This is a genomic window from Phocaeicola faecalis (assembly GCF_021730445.1).
In the GTDB taxonomy this organism is placed as follows: domain Bacteria; phylum Bacteroidota; class Bacteroidia; order Bacteroidales; family Bacteroidaceae; genus Phocaeicola; species Phocaeicola faecalis.
In genome coordinates this window covers 66,739-87,072 of sequence record NZ_JADNRM010000003.1, presented here as the reverse complement: position 1 = coordinate 87,072, position 20,334 = coordinate 66,739, and the positions used below count along the sequence as shown (strand labels likewise).

General features: G+C 44.1%; 10 protein-coding genes. 1 reads left to right on the top strand and 9 read right to left on the bottom strand.

The features are described from left to right. Positions 1-143: 143 nt before the first annotated feature. The 7 genes from IR173_RS05675 to IR173_RS05645 all read right to left on the bottom strand — a co-directional run bounded on the left by IR173_RS05675 (position 144) and on the right by IR173_RS05645 (position 14,260). A complete protein-coding gene (locus IR173_RS05675; protein ID WP_237038703.1) occupies positions 144-2,447 on the bottom strand; it encodes an alpha-amylase family glycosyl hydrolase in 2,304 nt (767 codons plus the stop codon). A 72-nt stretch (positions 2,448-2,519) separates the two neighbouring features. Then, positions 2,520-3,968: an Outer membrane protein SusF domain-containing protein gene (locus tag IR173_RS05670; protein WP_237038702.1), complete on the bottom strand. Its 1,449-nt coding sequence runs from the start codon at positions 3,966-3,968 to the stop codon at positions 2,520-2,522. 24 nt (positions 3,969-3,992) lie between these two features. Then, positions 3,993-5,165 (bottom strand): SusF/SusE family outer membrane protein, encoded by a 1,173-nt coding sequence (locus IR173_RS05665; RefSeq protein WP_237038701.1) that lies wholly within the window; start codon positions 5,163-5,165, stop codon positions 3,993-3,995. Between the two features lie 37 nt (positions 5,166-5,202). Next, positions 5,203-6,858 (bottom strand): starch-binding outer membrane lipoprotein SusD, encoded by a 1,656-nt coding sequence (susD, locus tag IR173_RS05660; protein WP_237038700.1) that lies wholly within the window; start codon positions 6,856-6,858, stop codon positions 5,203-5,205. Positions 6,859-6,881: 23 nt separating this feature from the next. Next, positions 6,882-9,896 carry a SusC/RagA family TonB-linked outer membrane protein gene (locus IR173_RS05655; protein ID WP_237038699.1) on the bottom strand — a complete coding sequence of 1,005 codons (3,015 nt, stop codon included), beginning with the start codon at positions 9,894-9,896 and terminating at the stop codon, positions 6,882-6,884. Positions 9,897-9,986: 90 nt separating this feature from the next. Beyond that, positions 9,987-12,203: a glycoside hydrolase family 97 protein gene (locus IR173_RS05650; RefSeq protein ID WP_237038698.1), complete on the bottom strand. Its 2,217-nt coding sequence runs from the start codon at positions 12,201-12,203 to the stop codon at positions 9,987-9,989. Positions 12,204-12,409: 206 nt separating this feature from the next. Continuing rightward, positions 12,410-14,260, bottom strand: coding sequence for a glycoside hydrolase family 13 protein (locus IR173_RS05645; RefSeq protein WP_237038697.1), 1,851 nt, complete (start codon positions 14,258-14,260; stop codon positions 12,410-12,412). A 241-nt stretch (positions 14,261-14,501) separates the two neighbouring features. Between IR173_RS05645 and IR173_RS05640 the strand changes: the two genes are divergently transcribed. Continuing rightward, positions 14,502-16,097 carry a DUF6377 domain-containing protein gene (locus IR173_RS05640; protein ID WP_237038696.1) on the top strand — a complete coding sequence of 532 codons (1,596 nt, stop codon included), beginning with the start codon at positions 14,502-14,504 and terminating at the stop codon, positions 16,095-16,097. A gap of 122 nt (positions 16,098-16,219) precedes the next feature. On the opposite strand, the gene IR173_RS05635 is transcribed toward IR173_RS05640, so the two are convergent. Both IR173_RS05635 and IR173_RS05630 read right to left on the bottom strand, forming a co-directional pair. Continuing rightward, positions 16,220-17,578, bottom strand: a complete 1,359-nt coding sequence (locus IR173_RS05635; RefSeq protein ID WP_237038695.1) for an MFS transporter — start codon at positions 17,576-17,578, stop codon at positions 16,220-16,222. Positions 17,579-17,592: 14 nt separating this feature from the next. After that, entirely contained in the window at positions 17,593-20,271 is a 2,679-nt protein-coding gene (locus IR173_RS05630) for a 4-alpha-glucanotransferase (protein WP_237038694.1), read from the bottom strand. Positions 20,272-20,334: the final 63 nt, after the last annotated feature.

Genomic DNA, 20,334 nt, shown 5'->3' with positions numbered 1-20,334 from the left:
GGAAAAGTAATATTGTTCTTCTATGAGAATACTTAATGCTCGGCAAATGTACATAATAAGATTTGAATGAGAAACAATTCAGACATTTATTTTGATAATAAATGGTTTTTCTTCACTTATATTTTATTCTGTACCCGAATCGGTTAGAAACGGGTATACAGAATGAAATGATTGGCGGGGACAGTGACTTTCTCCGTTACAGTCTCGTTTTGTCCGGTGAAATAGTTTCTCCATTCGCCTGTGGGACCTGGGAAGGTGACGTCCGTATCGGCATTGCTGAAGTTGCCGACGACAACAATAGCTTCTTCGGTAAGTCCGCTGAGGTAGAGGGAACGCCCTTGGTCCCAATCGGATGCACCAGCTCTCCATGTCAGGGTGGCGTTCCCTTCAAACAAGGATGGCTTCTCGTTGCGCAAGGCAATTAGTTGGCTATATACTTCATAAAGTTTTTTGCGCGTGGCGTTTTCATAATAATCCCAACGGATGGGTTTGCGCGATGTACGGTATTCTTCGTTAACGGTTGTTCCTGTTTCGTTACTGTTGATGCTGAAGTCGTATCCCAGCTCACCGAACTGCCATATCATTTTGGGGCCCGGAACGGTAAAGAAGAAAGCGGCATTGGCGGCTAGTTGGCTGATGCGGGTGGAGAGGTCGGTTCGAATCACTCCATTTCCCCATTGGGTTTGTTTGTAGCCCATGCGCTCTTCGTCGTGGCTCTCCATAAAGCCTACCCATGAGGGGGTGGTTTCATATAGTCCGGCGAAACCGCTATCTTCTTTCCAGCCCATGGCAGACTGGCAATAGGCATTGTTCATGTTGCGCCATAGGTATACTCCGTCGGCTGCCAATTCCTGCTCTTCTTTGTTGTCACAAAAGTGTTCGAATATGACGAATGCATCACTTTTGACTGCCTTGACTGCCGAGTTATAGTCTTTTAGAATGGCTATGCGGCTTGCATCATAGTTGGAGGCGGTGGCTTCGGTAGATGCGGTTTGGGTGAAACCTTTAGTGAGGTCGAAGCGGAAACCGTCTATTTTATATTCGTCCAGCAGGAACTTCAGGTTCCGTTTGACGAACTTGCGCACCAATGGGCTTTCGTGGTTAAAGTCTTGGAAAACACTGTAAGGATGCGGGGCGTCTGTGTTAAAGTAAGGATTGTTTCGGGCAGTCTTGTTCTTTGCATTGTCCCAATACAATCGGGCAAAAGGCATATTTCCGGTCGCATGATTGTATACGACGTCAAGAATGACGGCTATGCCTTTCCGATGGCAGGCATCGATGAAGTCTTTATACATTTTAGGGGTACCGTATGTCTTGTCGAGGGCAAAATAGAAGGAAGGGTTATAGCCCCAACTGTCATTGCCGTCAAATTCCTGGACAGGCATCAGCTCGATGGCATTGATGCCCATGGCTTTCAGATAATCCAGTTTCTGCAAAGCGCCATTGATGGTATGATCGGTTGTGAAATCGCGCAGATGCATTTCATAGATAACCAGTTGTTTGGGGTGTTGTATCTTGAAATCGGGTATACTCCAGGCATAGTTGTCTCTTTGTGTCTTGAATACCGAGACAATTCCTTTTCCGTCTTTGGGATAAGTCTTGTTGTCGGGATAGACAGATGCCGGGATATCATTGTCGTGCTCCGGGTCAAGAATTTTTTCGCAATAGGCATCTCCCAAGCGGATTACTTCACCTTCTTGGGTTCCTGTATAGTATTGAAATGCATATTCTTTGGATGGGTTGAGGTTGTTCAGTGTAATCCACCAGCAACCGGCAGCATCATCGCGATACATCCGGCAGTTATCGTTATTTGTCAGCTCCCAGTTGTTGAAGTCGCCGAGGACGTGTGCAAAGTCTTTGTGGTTACCTTCGGTGTCTTTATCATAGAGCACAAGGGTTACGGTATTGGCATTGATGATGTTGATGCCTTCTTCTACATTTTCCGGAAGGGAGGCATATCTGATTTCGGCGGGTGCAAACTCCTGGTATTTGTTGTCTGTTACTTTTACAAAGGAGTCGTTGCCGATTCCTTTTAGACTGCCGTCGGAGCTACGGATGACGATACCCAGTTTTTCTATCGGTGTCTTGTCCGAATGGAACCAATCGCGTATGCTGGGTTCCAGAGTGATGCTCCATACATTGTCTTCTCGCTTTACCATCTTGCATTTGTCTGTATTCTGGTTCCATTCGGCCGGGACATACTGCCAGTCGCCTTCGCTCACTATGCCGGTATGGATATATACATCACCTTTGTATCCGAACAGGGCGGACGACGTTGGTGCTTTGAAAGTAATGGTCAGCGCTTGGTCGGCATCCGGCGTTTGGGGAGAGTAATTCAGCCCCTCCACTTCTTCTATCGTAAAATCGTCTTTGTCGTTATCCGAGCAGGCAGCGAATAAACAGGAAAACAATAACCCTAATAGAAGGGAATAATTATATTTTTTCATAATGGGTGTCTATTAAAAAAGCCGTCCTTTTGGACGAAGGACGGCTTTCAAGGTTTTTAATCTGTATACTGGTTATTCTATTTTTCCGGTGTTGTCTGAGAAGTTCAGATATGCTTTCTGACCGGTTTTCCCTTGTACTCGGTCTTGGTCTCCACCGTTGCCGCGATACTCGATTTTGCCGTTCAGGATGATAAATTCTGTTCTCCACCAGTCAGCGGCGGCAGCTTCGGGATGTACGCATATACGGACTTCTCCGTCCTTGGCGAATGCCGGTGAGACGAATGAACCGTCTGCTTCTGTGGGGATGATAAACAAGTCTTGTTCTACTAACTGAGCATTCCAGCCGTCATAAGAAGTATCTCCCATCAGATATACATTAGGTGTTTCAAACTCTACCACCCGGTTATTACCGATGACCGATACATAGACCAGATACCAGCCTTCCTTGCCTACCTTGATATTTCCATCGGAATCTGACAATTCGGCACGGTCGACAGACGCTTGCGAGATAGTGGCGGTAAAACCGAAGTCATTACCCCAATCAGCTTGCGGAGCAAATTTCACTTGGTCGTTAGCTGCGAAATAGTAAATGCCCCAGAATGCCCCTTTTGTGTCGTTGACAGGAACAAGCTGTTTCCATATCTTGCCCCAATTATATGCACTTCCGGTCATATAGAGTTCTGTGGGGGCGCTATTGTCTTTTACTGAATAGCGGAAATCGGTTACATTGATTGAAATCTTGATTTTACCGGCTTCTTCCACCATGATGGCTCCTGCTTCTTTATCACCCACTTTCCAGGTCAGGAAGTTTTCGGCAGCCGTGTCACCGTCTTTTTTCGCTCCTAACGCCTGTGACCAGTCGATTTCCTGACCGTTGATGGCGGCAGCCGGGAAAATCTTAAAGTTCTGATTAGCCTCTGTTGTTTCGGTTTCCAGTGTATAGACATTCTCATTGTTGGGATCGGGTGTCATGGGCAAAGCACCGACTGCATTCCAACCGGTGAATGCGCCTACTACATAGTAACCTTTCGGGTCTACCTCGGGAGTGGATCCCGGTTTCAGTAGGATATTCACTTCATTGCCCGAAAGTTGGATACCGTCTCCTGCCGGGGTTGTGGCTGCTGCCTTGACAATGGCGCGCAGGCTGCGTTCTACACTGGCACGGCTTTTATATATTTCTTGGGTAATGCTGTCCAGTTGGGCCAAGGCAACTTTTACAGTACCGTCTTTGGCTGTGAAGGGTAAAGAGTAATCATCGTTGAATGATAAAGAGCTGAGAGTAATGGTACTACCTTCCACGGCTGTTGTTGAAGTTAATTTCACGATTTCCACAGAGTCGGCAGTAGCTTCGTCCATGATGATATGAGCATCTTTACCTGTTGCGAAAGTAGCAGTCATTTGTTCTGCATTATCCTCTTGGGGATTGGACTGGGGGTCAGCCCAGTCCTTAAAATCTTCGTTACATGCAGAGAATCCTATGGTTAATAGAAACATTCCTGCGTATATAAATTGTTTTTTCATGATGAATCTTTCGTTTTAAGGTTATTATTTTAGTTCTCCTGTTCCGGCTGTGAAGTTGAGTTGGACGGTTTTGCCCGCTGCTCCCTGAATAGAATACTCAGGACCTACATCTTTACCCCAACTGTCGTTGACCGGATTGTTTTCGCGATAGAAGATTTCACCGTTACAGAGTGTAAATTCGGTTCTCCACCAATCGACATCCGTCTTAACGCAGATACGGGCTTCACCGCTTGCTGTCATGGCAGGAGAGACGAATGAACCGTCTTTACTGTCAGGGGTAGTGAATTTCCAAGTGTCGCTATAGTCCCATGTTCCGCCATTGGTTGCTCCGAACAGGTATATTTCGCCCGGATAGAATGTCATGCTAAACGCATAATCACTGCCTTTTACTGCTGCTTTGATAAAGACTACATACCAACCGGCATTCTTGACAGTTATGTTGCCGCTGTTGGTGCCGGTAACACCGGATTCGGCCTTGTCTGTAATTGTTAAACGGGTATCGTCCGAACCGATATATTCTTTCTCTTTGGTTCCGAACTTGAATTCATCACCGGCTGCGAAATAAATCAGTCTCCAGAATTGTCCGTCCAAACCGCTGACTTGTACCATTGGTTTCCAGATAGTCCATTCTGTATCAAGCATAGAACCAACGAGGAACATGGTTTGGGGTGTTTCTAATTTGTCGTTGGATGCGTTGCCCAGTACTTTCGGCAATACTATTACATTAGAAATGCACACCCCTCTGTCACTGCCTGTAATGGTAGCCTTCAGACGGATAAAGACGCTAATTGGCGTCGTCGGGAAATCGGCTCCTTCATTTTGGGCAGCCCATAACTCTATGATAGCCGTATTCAGTTCAGATGCCACTACATCCATTTTGGCTGTAGAATAAGTTGTAGCCAATTCGGTATAGTTCGCTTCACTTTCTTCTGTCTTTTCTGTAAATTCAGAATCAAGCGCCACCTGGACACTGTATGTTGTGGCAGCCGGGAAACCATAATCAGGCTGTGAACAAGTCAGTTCTACTGTCTTCGAATTTTTTAAATCGTACACATTCCTAGCTGCGTATGGCGGCAGGTTGAGTGAAAAGGTGGTCGGCTCGTTTAGAACGGGATTGCTGTCATCGTCCTTTTCGCATGCTGTAAACACGGAGAGGGTGGCTACAGCAAGAAGCAATATGTTGAATATCTTTTTCATAATGTACATACTTTAATTGTTAAACGGAAACTGCTGATTAATATCCTGTGTTTTGTGACATGTTCGGATTGTTATTCATATCCGATGCCGGAATAGGATAAACATTGTAGAAAGAAGAAACAGAAGTTCCGGTTGCTGATCCGCCTTTCCAATCCCACAAGTATTTATTGCTGGTGAACATATCGAAACGAATCAAGTCCGAACGACGACGTCCTTCCAGATAAAACTCACGTGCCCATTCATCAATAATTTCTTTTTCAGTCACCGTCTGAACAAGTCTGGTGCAGTTGGCGCGTTTGCGAAGAGTATTGATATCTTCGGTTGCATCTTCTCCCAAGCGGAATTTTGCCTCGGCACGGGTCAGATAGGCTTCAGATAAACGCATCAAAGGAATGTCGGTATCAGGATATTCTGTATGATGTGTCGGCTGTCCGTCTGAACGGATATTTTGCCATTTTACGATAGATAACCCGTCTTTAAAACCGGAAATGACATCAGTCTCGACTTTGCGGATGCCGCCACCGATTCCTGAATAGAACATGGCACGGTCATCGCCTGCCGCTTTAATCATATCTACCGTTCTTGTACCATATTGAGCATCGAAAGCATCGATTTTCTCATCTGTGTTGATATTCTCTGCGGCGGGCACTTCAATGTCACCGGGCAACATCGGTACTTGAGAAAGATCAGGGAAGAATTTCTTAACCAATGCTGCGCGTGAGAAGATACAAGACCATCCATTGGTAGTACCCATACGCGGCATACCGGCAGTGCGGGTACCATTGACCAAATAAGTGGAACCTCCATAATTACGTGTCTTGATACCATCCTGACGGATAGGCAGGATAATTTCTTGCATTGCCTGTGCATTTTCATCGTTATCTGCCATGAACAGCAAACGATATTCAGGGCATAGCTTATAAGATGAGTTGATTACTTTGTCTGCATAATCCCTTGCGTTGGCATAATCTGCTTTGCCGGTATATACTTCAGCATTCAGATACAGACGTGCACGCAGTAGCCAGTTTGCTGCTTTGTCTGCACGGCCGAATGGGGCTTGGCGTGGTTCATACATGGCACTTTCGCACTCGCTTAACTCATTCTGAATGTAGGCATATAAATCGCTGCCTTTCTTTTCAACCGGAAGTTCATTGTTAAAGTGCTCTTTAAATGGAGCTTTACCAAATAAATCGAGGTAGTAGAAATAATGTAATGCACGCAGGAAGCGGACTTCAGAGCGTTGGCGCATTGTTTCTTCATCGTCTTTTCCTTCTGTCTGGTCGAGGAAGAAGTTGAGCTGTGTGATGTTGTATCCCAAGCGGACATATACCCATTCGGTACGGATACTGGAAGAGTTCCAACCGATGTTTGTCAACTGGGGAATATCTACGTCGGTCTGCCAAGCCCAGATACATTCGTCACTTGGCAATTCGTTGCAGTTAAAGATGGTACGGTAAAAGCCTGATTCACCTTCATCTTGTCCGTCGAGGTCGGCTGATCCGGCCGGACCCTTTTGTCCTGTCAAACCTAATAATGCATATTCTTTTACGAATACATCATTCTGGTCGAAGCTGGGAGCATATTGAGGATCAATCGGACTAATATCCAAATCATTAATGCACGAACTGGTGCCTAGAATGGCAGCGACCACCAGTGCTGAGGCGAATGTCTTTTTAAAATATCTTGTTTTCATGATTATTTCGTTTTAAAGTTAAGTTAAAATTGAAGGCTGACACCTAATAAGAATGTCGTTGCTCTAGGGTATGGGCTGCTGTCTATACCACTTTTGATTTCCGGGTCGAGTCCTTTGTATTTAGAAATGACAAACGGATTCTGTACGGTAGCAAATACACGGCCGCCCACTCCCTGATAGGCTTGTGACCGGAGTAAGTTTTTGAAAGAATATCCCAACGTGATATTGTCACAACGGATGAATGAAGCGTTGCGAACGAAATAGTCACTCATATAGTATTCGCCTTTTCCTGTGAAACCAAGAGCGATGGCTTCTTTGGTTGTATTGACGTATGCATTGTTTGTGTACAGGCCGGAAGCACTGACATTTGCCTTATTGCTCAAAAAGTCATAATAGACATAGTTGTTGAGGCTTGCACGTAAAGAGAAGCTGAAGTCCCAGTCTTTATACAGCATTTTGGAAGTCAGACCCATCAATACGTCGGCAGCCGGTTTCTTATAGATATATTTGTCGGCACTGTTAATCTTGCCATCGCCGTTGCGGTCTACAAACATATTTTCGATAGGCTTTCCGTTCTCATCGTAGACTTGTTGGTAAACATAGAAAGCGTTGGCTGCATGGCCTACTTTATTTGCTTGAACCTTGGTATTGTTACCCTTAGATATCTTGTCACCGGTCTCAACGTAGTAGTCACTATCGTCGCCGCCGTTTAACTTGGTAATCTCGTTGTGGTTCCAAGTAACGTTGTAAGTCAAATCCCATGTAAAGTCTTTGGATACAATAGGCTTGGCATTGATGGAGAATTCCACACCGTAATTCTTTAAAGAACCGATATTCTTCATCATCTGTGCATTGAAATTAGTTCCTACAGGAATCTTGACACTGTTCAGCAAGTCTTCTGTTTCACGATAGTATCCGTCAATAGCGCCTGATATTCTTCCATTCAGGAAGCCAAAATCCAAACCGCCGTTCCAGGTGGTTGTCTTTTCCCACTTCAAATCTGTGTTGAAAGCCTTGGGGCGTGAAGTATTGTAGTAGGTATCGCCAAAAGGATATTGTGCATAGTCATCACTCGTCACATACAGAGGAAGAAATGCAAAGTCATCACCTATATCCTGCTGTCCTGTGATACCCCAGCCAAGACGAAGTTTCAAATCAGAAAGGAAGTTCACATTTTTAAGGAAGCTTTCTTCTTTTATCTTCCAGCCTAAAGCCAATGAAGGGAATGTACCCCAACGGTTGTCGCTGCTGAAACGTGAAGAACCATCCCAACGCATAGTGAACGTGAATAAATAGCGGCTCAGTAAAGAGTAGTTTAAACGTCCGAAGAAAGAAACCAGTGTATTGCGTGTAGCATAAGCTTTTTGACTGCGCAATGCCTGATCTACCGGTTCGTTCTTATAAGCATCCCATCCTTGACCTACGCCGTCAGCACCATTACGGTGGAAGTGTTGTTCCTCACCGCCGACCATGATGTCGAAATCGTGTGCGCCAAGAGACTTGATGTATTGTGCATAAGCATTGTAGGATATATTATACTTATACTGGGTAGACAACCCATTCCATCCGTAATAGTTATTGGTGTATGAATATGGAGAAACAATTTCACGTTCATCACCGTCTGCATATTCACCGCCGATGCTGGCATGAAGACGCAAGTCCGGTAAGAAATGAACTTTATAGTCTACTTCTACATTTCCTACAAAGTCGTTGCTGTTTGCTTTCTTATTACGTTGTTCCAGCGCAGCCAACGGGTTTTGAGGAGTATTTTTATCTGTCGTATAAGTCCAGTCTTTATCACTGAAACCGTCTGTTGCCTGCATATCCTGCCAGTAACCGCCTGAGAATTTAAATGCATCTCCTGTTCCATAAACAGGGTGAGTAGGAGCAATAGACAATGCGCCGCCTACAGCTGCACCAGAATCGGCGTAACGGTTCTTGCCATACATGTATTTGGCGTTGATGTTGAATTTTAAATGGTCATCAAAGAATGACGGAGCAAGATTGACAGATGCAGTCAAACGCTGGAAGTTGGAAGTTTTGATAATACCATTTTCATTGGTGTAACCTACAGATACGCGATACGGAACATTCTTGAATCCACCGGTGATAGATACATGATGGTCAGTACTTACAGCGGTACGGAAAATCTGGTCTTGCCAGTCTGTGTTGGCTGTATCCATTTCTGCGGGATATTTATCTCCCCATAACTGCTGGGCGTAAGCACGGTATTCATTTCCATCCAGTACGTCATAACGCTTTTGAGTGGTGGCCAAAGAAATAGAACCGTTATAGTTCACTTTCGGCGCTTGTCCGCTCTTTCCTTTTTTGGTAGTTATGATAATTACACCGTTGGATGCACGTGAACCGTAGATAGCTGTTGCAGAAGCATCTTTTAATACAGTGAAAGTTTCGATATCTTCAGGGTTGACCATTGACAGACCGTTTGACATACCTTTGATACCTTGATTGTCAATAGCCAATCCGTCGATAACCAATAACGGGTCGTTGCTGGCATTTAAAGAGGAACCGCCGCGGATACGAATCTGGGCACCGCTGCCGGGAGCACCGTCGTTGGAAATAACGCTGACACCGGCAACTTTACCGGACAACATGTCTTGTGCATTGGTCGTAATACCTTTGCTCAATTGGTCTGGCTTAATGGCTGTTACAGAACCGGTTGCATCATTCTTTTTAACGGTACCATAACCAATGACCACTACATCCTGCAATAATTGTGTATCATCTTTCAGAATAATGTTCAGGTTAGCAGCAGCAGGTACTTCCTGTGCTTGATAACCGATAAATGAAATCACAATAATATCGCCTTTGTTGGCGTTGAATTGGAAGTTGCCTTCGAAGTCGGTAATTGTACCGTTGCTACTTCCTTTCACTACAACATTGGCACCGATAATCGGCTCGCCGGTTGTATCTTTGACAATTCCTTTAACCGTCATTTGCTGGGCAAATGCGTCTAGGGACAAGAACAATCCCACTACTATCATGAGTAGGATTTTAAACATCACGTTTCTTTTCATGTCTTTAAATTTAAAGTTAAGTTATTTATTCATGTTTTTTACTTTAATAAATACCTATTGAAAACGGTCTTTTCGATAATTACAATTAATTTATAACCTCTTTATTCCTTTTACCTCTGATTTATCTTTCACCTCTTTAATGCTGATTGCATAACCGCCGCCACTGGCTGCACGCAAGTTTAATTTGCTCTTGCTGGTCAAAATGCCTCTGCGAATAGTGTATGCCTGCGGATTGTTTTTCCAATCGGCGTCCTTTGCATCAGCATATATGGTAGCGATGTATTGTTTTCCCGGTTCGAGGAAATCAAATGTCAGTTTGGATGTATGGCCGTTTTCGTCTGCTGTACAACCAATGTACCAGTCATTTGTTCCCTTGGCTTTGCGGGCGATAGTGATATAGTCTCCCGGTTCGGCTTCCAGATATTTACTTTCATCCCAGTCTATTGCCACATCTGTGATAAACTGGAACGCATCCATGAAGCGTTCGTAGTTTTCGGGAATGTCAGCAGCCATTTGCAATGGACTGTACATGGTGACGTATAATGCCAGCTGACGTGCCAGCGTAGAGCGTACTTGTGAATTATTCGTCGGACTCATCTTGTTGCAATGTGTCTCAAAGATGCCCGGAGTGTAATCCATTGGTCCTCCAATCAGTCTGGTAAACGGAAGTATAGTAGTATGATTAACATTATTTCCGCCAAACGATTCATATTCTGTTCCGCGAGCCGATTCGTTGCCTATCAGGTTAGGATAAGTGCGACAAATACCGGTAGGGCGTACTGCTTCATGTGCATTTACCATGATTTTATAATCGGCTGCTTTCTTTACCGCATAGAGATAATGGTTGTCCATCCATTGTCCGTAATGGTGTTCTCCACGAGGGATGATGTTGCCCACATAACCACTCTTCACCGAGTTATAACCATTGTCGGCCATAAATTGGTAAGCTTTGTCCATGTGACGCTCGTAGTTACGTACAGAAGCCGAAGTTTCATGATGCATCATTAGTTTAACACCTTTACTTGCCGCATAGTTCTGAAGTTCTTTCACATTAAAGTCGGGATAAGGAGTCACAAAGTCGAAAACATAATCTTTACTCTTGCCAAACCAGTCTTCCCAACCTTCGTTCCATCCCTCTACCAATACTTGGTCAAAACCGTGCTGAGCCGCGAAATCAATGTATCGTTTCACATTAGCTGTGTTTGCAGAATGCTTTCCGTTTGGTTTGGTTTTAGAATAATCGGTTTCTCCCAATTTCACGCTGGAAAGTTCGTCTGTGTAAGCCCAAGAACCTTTACCGGTAATCATATCCCACCAAACACCGATATATTTCACCGGTTTAATCCATGATGTATCTTCAATTTTGCAAGGCTCATTCAGATTTAAAGTAATACGTGAAGCAAGGATATTGCGTGCGTCATCACTCACGATGACGGTGCGCCACGGTGAAGAACAAGGTGTCTGCATATATCCTTTATCACCTTGTGCGTCGGGAGTCAGCCATGATTCGAATACCATGTTCTTATCATCCAGATTCAGATGCATACAGGCATAATCGATTAATGCTGCCTCGTGAAGATTGATATACAGTCCGTCGTCTGTCTTCATCATCAAGGCCGTTTGAACACCTGTGGGCGAGAATGGGGTTTGTGAAGAGTTGGGGGTAATGGCTGTCTTCATCAAACCTCTGATTTCAGACAGACGGGAAACGGTATAGTCGTATTCCTGCGTGTCATAATCTCCGGGAATCCAATAAGCAGTATGGTCTCCTGCCATACCGAATTGTGAACGTTCTTCTTTGATAACAAAATAATTCAGGTTCTTCTGCAGGGGGAATTCGTAGCGGAAGCCCAGTCCGTCATTGAAAAGACGGAAGCGTATGATGATATACCTATCGTTTGCCGGCTGGTTCAGGGTTACTGCCAGCTCATTGTAATGATTGCGAATTTCTTTTTCTTCTCCCCATACCGGTTGCCAAGTTTCGTCAAAAGTAGAAGTTTGGGCATCCTTCAGCTCAAATCCATTATATAGGTTTGTTTTAGAATCAAGTTTGTCGGCATCTTTACGGTCTGTCCATTCAAAGTCTGTCTTAGCATCGGCATCTTCTTTTTTCAATTCCAGCCCCAGTTTGCTGGGTTTGATGACAGGTTTTTGTTTATAGGTCAGTTCATAAATGGGGGCGCCTTCTCCATTTAGGTGGAAGGTCATTTCCAGATTGCCATCCGGTGATGTAAGTTTTTGCTGTGCATTTGCTATGAATGAAATGCAAATGAATGCAATGAGTGAAAGTTTCTTTTTAATTTTCATATAACTATGGTATTAAATTATAAGCTAACAAGTTTCCTAACTCTGTTTTGTTTCGGATGTTGCAAATGTAAGGCTCTTGTATATTCAAAAATCTCACAAGAATAAAAATATAAATGAATTTATTCTTTGCTTAATGTTATCTGATTGAATATTAATGTATTGCCTGATTTGCAACATCCGATAAATATAAATCAAAGTGAACTACATCAGAACTCTAAAATCAATATCTCACGACCGGATAGCGTTAATTCTTTTCTTAAATCAACTTTACTACCCGTCAAAACATCAGCGGCAGATGTCTGTGGCAATATTTCTTTATAAGGAGTTAAATCAATGCATTGTTCCTTATCGTTGCCGTTCATAAATACAGTAACCGATTTGTTTCCATATTTTCTTTCGTATACATATACTCCTTTATTGGGTGCAAAATGTTTTAGTGTTCCTTTGGCGATAGCTTCATTTCCTTTTCTCCATTGCAACAATTTCTGCATATAGTCAAATGCTTCTCTTTGTTGAGCGGTGCGATTGGCGTTTTGGAAACAATTGCGTGGATCTCCCTGCCATCCGCCGGGATAGTCACAACGGAGGAGGCCGTCGCCATTCGCTTTGTCTGCCGCCATTAATATTTCTGTACCATAATAAATCTGAGGAATACCGCGGGTAGTAAGCAAGAAAGCAAGTGCTTGTTTGTAGCGGTTCAGGTTCTTGGTGTCTTCATCGTTGTGGTAGAAGCGTGAAGTGTCGTGGTTGTCGAGGAATATCAGCAGACTCATGGGGTCTGCATAGACAAGGTCTTGTGTCAGATAATCATAAAGGCGGAATAATCCTCCGTTCCAGTCGGTTGTCTCTTCATCGAAAGCCCAGTTCATGTGCTCCATCAGGGGGAAGTCCATCACTGTGCGGAGATTTGAGTTTCTGGGTGCGGCAAGTTTGCTGTCTTTTTGCCAAAAAGAAACAAGTACATTGCTGTTCAGCCAAGTTTCACCCACGATGTTGAAGTCGGGATATTCCTCATTGACGGCTTTACACCAATTTGACATCATATCAAAGTCTGCGTATGGATGTGTGTCTTGGCGAATTCCGTTGATACCTGCATATTCAATCCACCAAATACTGCTTTGAATCAGATAGTTTGCTACATGGCGGTTGCGTTGGTTGAAGTCGGGCATTGATTCGGTGAACCAACCGTCGACTGCCAATTTGCGCTCATAGTCAGCGGCATGTATATCTTGTACACTGGCGGTCTTATAAGAAGTCTGTACATAGTTTCCTCTGAAATTGAACCAGTCTTTTGAAGGCATATCTTTGAAGAGATAGTTCTCACTGCCGCAATGGTTGAATATCATGTCCATTACTACTTTCATTCCTTTGGCGTGAGCGGCATCTACCAGTTTGCGGAACTCTTCGTTGTTACCGAAGCGGCGGTCTACCTGGTAGTAGTCGGTGATGGCGTAACCATGGTATGAACCTTCTTTCATATCATTTTCTTGGATAGGGTTGAGCCAAATGGCAGTGACACCCAGCTTGTCCAAGTAATCCAAATGATTTTCGATACCTTTCAAGTCACCGCCATGGCGTGCAAACGGTTCATTACGGTCTACTTTTGCTTCAAGCATTCCCGGGATAATATCGTTCGAAGGATCACCATTAGAAAAACGGTCCGGCATAATCAGATAAAGTACGTCACCGGCATTGAATCCTTTTACATCGGAAGCACCGTTTCTACGTTGTTTGATTTCGTAAGGGACAACAGTTTCTTTTTTACCTTGTTTCAACGTTATATTGAAAGATTGGGGAGCCGCTTCCGACAAATCCATATATAAGAGAAGATAGTTCGGGTTTTCTTGTTTGACTACTTCCTTTAACAGAATGTCTTTGGAGGAAATACTCACATCGCTTGACGAGATATTATCGCCATACAATAATACTTGCAATTCGGGATTTTTCATACCTGCCCACCAGAAGGTTGGGGCAACTTTCTTGATAATGGCTGCAGACGTGGTGTGCTGTAAGCCGAAGAGTGCGAGCAGTGTCATAAGTATAAAGCTTCTTTTCATAATATATAGTATTTAATGTTATTCGGTTTGCTTGGTGTTGCAAATGTAGGAGAGTAATGAATCCCTTTTTAGGAGTAGAATAAAAATATAAATGTATTTTGCCCTTATGTGATTGATTATTAGTGGCTTTATGCCGTCAGACCTAATGGAAAATATAAATGGATATGAAAATATATTTCTTGTTTTTCTTTATTTTAATTACTTATCTTTATATATTTGTGTAATACTTAATTAATACGGAATGAGAAAAATCACATATTGTCTTATATTGCTCCTTTTTATCTGTCCGATGACTTTGATGGCAGGGAAAGGACCTAATGAATCTGTGCTGAAAGAGCTGGATAGAGTCATAGAGGAAAAGCATTCTTTCCATGTGGAGAAAGAAAAAGAAATTGATGAAATAAAGGCTCGGCTTCACCGGTCCAAGGACCATGGGGAGAAGTATGAACTCTGCGGGTCGCTTTTTTATCTTTATCTGCATTATCAGGCAGACTCCTCTTTATATTATATAAATGAGAAAATGCATTTGCTTCCGTTGCTTGACAAACCTGAGTTGAAAAACGAAATCATCATCAATCGTGCTGAGGTTATGGGAGTGATGGGGATGTATAATGAGTCATTGGAACAGTTGAGGCAGATTAATCCCCAAGTGCTGAAGCAGGGACCGTTGAATTATTATTATCGTACTTTCCGGGCTTATTACGGTTGGGTGGCCGACTATACGACCAATACGGAGGAAAAGCAAAAGTATCTGGAGAGGACTGATGCTTATCGTGATTCCATATTGGCAACGGCATATCCGGGAGTGGACAGGGATATCGTGTTGGCGGAGAAGTACATGGTGATAGGTAAACCGGACAGCTCACTGGTTATTCTGAATGGCCTGTTGGAGCAGAACCCTGATAAGCGACAGAAGGCATATATCTATTATACGTTGTCCGAGGTGTATGATGTGACTGAGGATGTGGATAAACAGATTTATTATTTGGCCTTGACCGCTGTGGTTGATTTGGAGTCTGCCACAAAAGAGTATGCATCTCTGCAGAAACTAGCCCAACTGATGTATGAAAAAGGAGATATAGACCGTGCATATAAATATCTGAATTGCTCGATGGAGGATGCCGTTTCGTGCAATGCCCGGCTACGCTTTATCGAAGTGGCTCAGTTCTTTCCCATCATCGACAAGGCTTATAAATTGAAGGAACAAAGGGAGCGTCAGATTTCTCGTACCCTGTTGATTAGTGTCAGCCTTTTGTCTCTTTTTCTCATTGCTGCAATTTTCTATCTGTATAGATGGATGAAGAAACTGTCGGCCATGCGTAGAGATTTAAGTTTGGCTAACAAGCGGTTGACCGATGTCAATGACGAACTGGAGCAGACCGGTAAGATAAAAGAAGTGTATATTGCCCGTTATCTGGACAGATGTGTGATTTATCTTGATAAGTTGGAGCTCTACCGCCGCTCATTGGCAAAAATGGCGATGGCATCCCGCATAGATGATTTGTTTAAAGCCATTAAGTCGGAACAGTTTATCCGTGACGAGCGGAAAGACTTTTATAATGAATTTGATAAATCCTTCTTGGAGTTATTCCCTCATTTTATCCCTTCTTTTAATAAATTGTTGATAGAAGAAGGAAGAATATATCCTAAATCGGGCGAACTGTTGACTACAGAACTTCGCATCTTCGCATTGATTCGCTTGGGAGTGACAGACAGTAATAAGATTGCCCATTTCTTGGGGTATTCTTTGGCTACGATATACAACTATCGCAGTAAGATAAGGAATAAGGCCATAGGAGATAAAGAACGATTCGAGCACGATGTGATGAATTTATGACGCGGCCTGACGCGTCACTTTACACGTCCGTATGTGTGGGGCTCTGCCTCTGTATGTGTGGGCTTACACGTTAGTACGTATGAGGCGATGCGTACTAACGTGTTTTATGATGCCTTTATCCGTTACTGTTTCTCCTTAATAATACCCACACAGCCGGCACCGATAATGAGGAATATCCCTGCCAATACCAGCATATTAACTTCCGGGGCAACGTTGCCTGTTGTGGTAAACATCTTCAGTATCATTCCTCCCAGCGAAGCGGCTACGATTTGCGGGACACAGATGGTTCCGTTGAACAGTCCCAGGTAAGTACCCATGTGTCCTCCTGTCAGTGCATTGGTCAGAATAGTGAAAGGCAAAGCCAACATTGCCGCCCATGCACAACCAATCAATACGAATGATACAAATAATGCATATTGATTATGGATGAACAAAATAGAGATGAAACCGATGCCTCCAAGTACCAGACTGAGTACATAGGCAAACTTTTTGTTTTTAATTGTCGGAATCACTGCAGCCCAAATGACAGAGCCGATTGCCTGTACCGCAAACAGGATACCTACCCAGTCGGCGGCATTCTGATATTGCATGGATTGAGTGTCGAGAACTACTTTCGCTACACCTCCTGCCATTGTTTCTACCGTAGGAGTATCAAAGACATTCAATGCCACAGTTCCATTGGTGTAAGTCCACATAAACATGAAGGCTGCCCAACAAAAGAATTGCACCAAGCCTACCGTCCAGAAAGCTTTCGGGGCTTTGACCAATAGCTTGAACATATTTGTCTTTTCCTTTTTCTCCTCATTGGTAATGCCGTGATATTCTGCATATTCTTCAGGTGGAAATTCCTTCACTTTGGCCGATGTATAAAGGACGCAAAGTGTCAGGATGAACGCCCCGATGTAGAAAGAGTAGATGACAGAATCAGGCACGACACCCTTGGGGGCGATATTGCTAATACCGATTGCCGCAAAGATAAACGGAAACAGGTATCCAGCCAAACTTCCTGCATTACAAAGAAAACTTTGAATGGAATAGGCAAGCCCTTTTTGTTTTTCGTTGACCATATCGCCTACCATCATTTTAAAAGGTTGCATAGCCATATTGATGGAAGTGTCGAGGAACATCAAAGAAACCAAGCCAAAAATCATGGCAGCACCGACGCTCATGCCGAAACTTCCTGCATTCGGCAACAGGCACATGACACACACCGCAACGAGCGCCCCCACAAACAGGTAAGGAATACGTCGTCCGAAACGTGTCCAGGTGCGGTCGCTCAAGGCACCGATGATAGGTTGCACAATGATTCCTGCCAGTGGAGGAAGAATCCAAAAGTAACTTAAGTCGTGAGGGTCTGCCCCCAGTGTGGAAAAGATACGGCTTATATTAGCACTTTGCAGAGCGTAGGCTATTTGTACGCCAAAGAATCCGAAACTAATATTCCACAGTTTCCAAAATCCTAAATCCGGTATTTTCTTCATGATATTGATATAAGTTAGAATCTGCCTGTGGCATCAATCATTTCTTTCATCTTTTCATTAAACTTGTCGCTCTTCATCAGCTCTTCCAGAGTGAGATGCATTCTGTATCTCCAATAATGGCGCGGGTTGGCCGGCACATTAATTCGTTCGGCGTTTACATCCGGATAACGGATTTCCTCGTCCATCGATAACCAGTCTTGGAATGACAGGATACAGAGCAAAGACGGACATTCCAAGTGGCTGCGCACAATCTCTTCGCAAACCCATCCCGGTGCGGTGGCAGGTACTTCGCCCCAGTGTCCCATCACCTGATTGTAGTAACGGCAGGTCTGTTCGTAATCTTCTTCCCACCAGCCCCGCAATGTAGACATGTCATGGGTAGAAATGGTGCAAACCGAACGATAAGGATATTCCCATACATGGCCGAACTCGTGTTGGGGATTTTTGGGCATACGCTGAATCTCAAGGCTGAGTATCTGCAACTGTTCCATTACCCAGGGCACACAGTCGGGCACCATGCCCAAGTCTTCACCACATACCAGCATCGATGTAGACTGTGTCAGGATGGGGAGTTTCTTCATTGCTTCCTGATACCAGAACTGGTTATGACGTTGATAATAATAGTGGTTATAAAGGCGGTTGAATGCTTCTTTATCTCCCCAGCTCAGCACCTCAAAAATGAAGTCGTTCTGCACAGCGATACGCGGATGATACATGGAAGGGTGTTTACGGTCGGGCACGAAAAGTACATTGCTGATTAGTGCATACAGTCCTTCACATATATTTCTGCTTTCTTCGTCTTTCCGGTCGGCAAAATAGGATTCTACCTTACGCTGCGTATCAAATTCAGAACGCATTTCATAAATATCATCATGGCAGTGGCGCACGAATGTCTCTTTCACCATACCGGCTTTCTCGCCGAAAATGCGGTTCAGGATATTCTCATTAATGAATGGCTTCGTCATGAAGTCTTTTTGGAAGGTCAACCCATAGCTTTGTATTTCGTCTACACTCATCGGCAGGGCAGGTACAAACTGTCCCAGTAAGCCATGAACCGAATGGGATGGAATCTCCCAAATGCGGAAGAAGCCCAAGATGTGGTCAATGCGGTAGGCGGTAAAGTATTCTGCCATTTTGCGGAAACGCTTTTGCCACCATTGGTAGTTGTCCTTCTCCATTACATCCCAATTGTATGTGGGGAAACCCCAGTTCTGTCCGTTGGTAGAGAATGCATCGGGCGGTGCACCGGCTTGTCCGTTCATATTGAAATAGTAGGGCTCAATCCAGGCTTCCACACTATTGCGGCTGATACCTATGGGAATATCTCCTTTAAAGATAATACCTTTTTCGCGTGCATAATTGCCGGCATCCAATAATTGGATGTGCAGGTTGTATTGTACATAATAATAGAAAGCAATTTCTTCGTAACAGTTGCTTTCGGGTGCACACATGACCGCTATCTCATCAGCATGGTATTCATTATGTGCAGGCCATTGGCTGAAATTGGGGGTACCATACTGGTCTCTTAAATAAGAGAAAGCAGCGTAGGGGAGTAACCAATGTTCATTTTCTTTGAAGAACTTCTTGAATTCGGCAGAAGCCAGCACTTTCTTTCCCGTTTGTTGGAACATCGATTTCAGATAGGCTCGTTTGGCGTTGTTCACCGCTTCATAATCGATTTGGGGAAGAGCATTCAGTTCTTTTCGTTTCTCTTCATAGACAGCTAGTGCCTCTTTGTCTTTTAGTTTGCCCAACTGACGCAAATCAATGTACATGGGATGGAATGCATAAATTGAAATGCTGTTGTAGGGATAAGAATCCATCCAGGTATTGGTAATGGTAGTATCATTGATGGGAAGAATCTGTACAGCTTGCTGGTGGGTGCTCACTGCCCAGTCTATCAGTTTCTTTAAGTCACCGAAGTCGCCTACGCCAAAACTGCCTTCGCTACGAAGTGAGAAGACCGGAATGGCAGTACCTGCCACCTTGCGTGCAGAAGAAGTGAAATGGACTTCAGTTTCGGGAGTGAGATAGATTTCTCCCTTTTTCATTCCGTCGATGTAGAGCAGGCGGTTATTGTGGGCTTCCCATTCTTCCACTTCTTTGGTATCGGCATTGCAAGCCACAAATTTATATTCTAGTGGGAACTCCATGCTGGCGGCATTCAGAGTTACTGTCCATTCGTTGGGTTGGATTTCTTCCATCAGTACAGCTCGTTTGCCATCCCAGTCTCCCAATGCTGCACCGCGTCCGCAAATTCCCAATTGCTGATGTTTGTGATGTAAACAGGGGCAAAGGGCACGGAAGGTAATACTGCAATCGGCAGGAGCAATTGTTTTTATACTGTTGGCAGATTGGTAGTCGCCGCTGAATGCAGAACTATATAAATAGGATTCTTGTGGAAGGTCTTTCCAAAAGTCATCTAATATATAGTGGCAATTGCTCTTTTTGCCGGGACAGAAGATATGGGGCATTGTTCCGCTTTCCCGACGGATACATTGTCCGTCGCGGTACACTCCATAACGGTAGGAGATAGGGATACCTGCGGGGGCGTCCGTCATTTCGGCACTGCCTTCCCAACGGATTCCGTCCCCGGTGCTGAGCATGATTGGTTGGTTATCGTTGCCGCATAATGTTGCGCCGAGTGCTTCTCCCCAGGCGGTGCGGTATTCGATTCGGAATGTGAGTTTCATGTTATTATCTTATTAATGGTTTATATTCCAAATGGTTTGATGTTCCAAAATTAAGACTTTCCC